Genomic DNA, 2,791 nt, shown 5'->3' on the forward strand with positions numbered 1-2,791 from the left:
GACGAGTCAGAAACCGTTGATGTAGGCGAAGGACATGCGAAAGGTCCGGCGTAGAGGGTAAGACCCCCGTAGTCGAAACGTCAGCGGCTCGTTTGAGAGACACCCAAGTAGCACGGGGCCCGAGAAATCCCGTGTGAATCTGGCGGGACCACCCGCTAAGCCTAAATATTCCCTGGTGACCGATAGCGGATAGTACCGTGAGGGAATGGTGAAAAGTACCCCGGGAGGGGAGTGAAATAGTACCTGAAACCGTGTGCCTACAAGCCGTGGGAGCGTCGGAACGTGCTTGCACGTTCTCGTGACTGCGTGCCTTTTGAAGAATGAGCCTGCGAGTTTGCGGTGTGTTGCGAGGTTAACCCGGGTGGGGAAGCCGTAGCGAAAGCGAGTCCGAACAGGGCGATTTTAGTAGCACGCTCAAGACCCGAAGCGGAGTGATCTAGCCATGGGCAGGTTGAAGCGGAGGTAAGACTTCGTGGAGGACCGAACCCACCAGGGTTGAAAACCTGGGGGATGACCTGTGGTTAGGGGTGAAAGGCCAATCAAACTCCGTGATAGCTGGTTCTCCCCGAAATGCATTTAGGTGCAGCGTCGTGTGTTTCTTGCCGGAGGTAGAGCACTGGATAGGCGATGGGCCCTACCGGGTTACTGACCTTAGCCAAACTCCGAATGCCGGTAAGTGAGAGCGCGGCAGTGAGACTGTGGGGGATAAGCTCCATGGTCGAGAGGGAAACAGCCCAGAGCATCGACTAAGGCCCCTAAGCGTACGCTAAGTGGGAAAGGATGTGGAGTCGCACAGACAACCAGGAGGTTGGCTTAGAAGCAGCCACCCTTGAAAGAGTGCGTAATAGCTCACTGGTCTAGTGATTCCGCGCCGACAATGTAGCGGGGCTCAAGCGTACCGCCGAAGTCGTGTCATTGCAGCATAACGGCCAACGCCGGCTGTGATGGGTAGGGGAGCGTCGTCTGCCGGGTGAAGCGGCACTGGAAGGTAGTCGTGGACGGTTGACGAGTGAGAATGCAGGCATGAGTAGCGATTCACACGTGAGAAACGTGTGCGCCGATTGACTAAGGGTTCCTGGGTCAAGCTGATCTGCCCAGGGTAAGTCGGGACCTAAGGCGAGGCCGACAGGCGTAGTCGATGGATAACCGGTTGATATTCCGGTACCCGCTGTGAAGCGTCAAACATCGAGCATCGTGATGCTAAGGCCGTGAAACCGCCGGGTGCGTCTTCGGACAATCTCGGAGTGGTGGAGCCGCCGGACCAAGCGGTTAGTAGGTGAGTGATGGGGTGACGCAGGAAGGTAGTCCATCCCGGGCGGTGGTTGTCCCGGGGTAAGGGTGTAGGCCGGTGTGTAGGCAAATCCGCACACCTTGTGGCTGAGACCTGATGCCGAGCCGATTGTGGTGAAGTGGATGATCCTATGCTGTCGAGAAAAGCCTCTAGCGAGTTTCATGGCGGCCCGTACCCTAAACCGACTCAGGTGGTCAGGTAGAGAATACCGAGGCGTTCGGGTGAACTATGGTTAAGGAACTCGGCAAAATGCCCCCGTAACTTCGGGAGAAGGGGGGCCACAACCGGTGATGAGCTTCGCGCTCTGAGCTGGGGGTGGCCGCAGAGACCAGCGAGAAGCGACTGTTTACTAAAAACACAGGTCCGTGCGAAGCCGTAAGGCGATGTATACGGACTGACGCCTGCCCGGTGCTGGAACGTTAAGGGGACCGGTTAGCTCCATTTCGGTGGGGCGAAGCTGAGAACTTAAGCGCCAGTAAACGGCGGTGGTAACTATAACCATCCTAAGGTAGCGAAATTCCTTGTCGGGTAAGTTCCGACCTGCACGAATGGCGTAACGACTTCTCGACTGTCTCAACCATAGGCCCGGTGAAATTGCACTACGAGTAAAGATGCTCGTTTCGCGCAGCAGGACGGAAAGACCCCGGGACCTTTACTACAGTTTGATATTGGTGTTCGGTTCGGCTTGTGTAGGATAGGTGGGAGACTGTGAAGCGGGCACGCCAGTGTTCGTGGAGTCGCCGTTGAAATACCACTCTGGTCGTGCTGGATGTCTAACCTGGGTCCGTGATCCGGATCAGGGACAGTGTCTGATGGGTAGTTTAACTGGGGCGGTTGCCTCCTAAAGAGTAACGGAGGCGCCCAAAGGTTCCCTCAGCCTGGTTGGCAATCAGGTGTTGAGTGTAAGTGCACAAGGGAGCTTGACTGTGAGACCGACGGGTCGAGCAGGGACGAAAGTCGGGACTAGTGATCCGGCGGTGGCTTGTGGAAGCGCCGTCGCTCAACGGATAAAAGGTACCCCGGGGATAACAGGCTGATCTTCCCCAAGAGTCCATATCGACGGGATGGTTTGGCACCTCGATGTCGGCTCGTCGCATCCTGGGGCTGGAGTCGGTCCCAAGGGTTGGGCTGTTCGCCCATTAAAGCGGTACGCGAGCTGGGTTTAGAACGTCGTGAGACAGTTCGGTCCCTATCCGCTGTGCGCGTAGGAGTCTTGAGAAGGGCTGTCCCTAGTACGAGAGGACCGGGACGGACGAACCTCTGGTGTGCCAGTTGTTCTGCCAAGGGCATGGCTGGTTGGCTACGTTCGGGAGGGATAACCGCTGAAAGCATCTAAGCGGGAAGCCTGCTTCGAGATGAGGACTCCCACCCACTTGATGGGGTAAGGCTCCCAGTAGACGACTGGGTTGATAGGCCGGATCTGGAAGCACGGTAACGTGTGGAGGTGACCGGTACTAATAGGCCGAGGGCTTGTCCTCAGTTGCTCGCGTCCACTGTGTT

At 57.0% G+C, this 2,791-nt stretch carries 1 rRNA gene; it reads left to right on the plus strand.

The features are described 5' to 3' along the window. Positions 1-2,769: ribosomal RNA gene (locus ACIPM1_RS33805) — 23S ribosomal RNA — on the plus strand; the annotation flags it as partial. Positions 2,770-2,791: the final 22 nt, after the last annotated feature.

This window comes from Streptomyces sp. NPDC086766, from assembly GCF_044746005.1.
Lineage (GTDB): Bacteria > Actinomycetota > Actinomycetes > Streptomycetales > Streptomycetaceae > Streptomyces.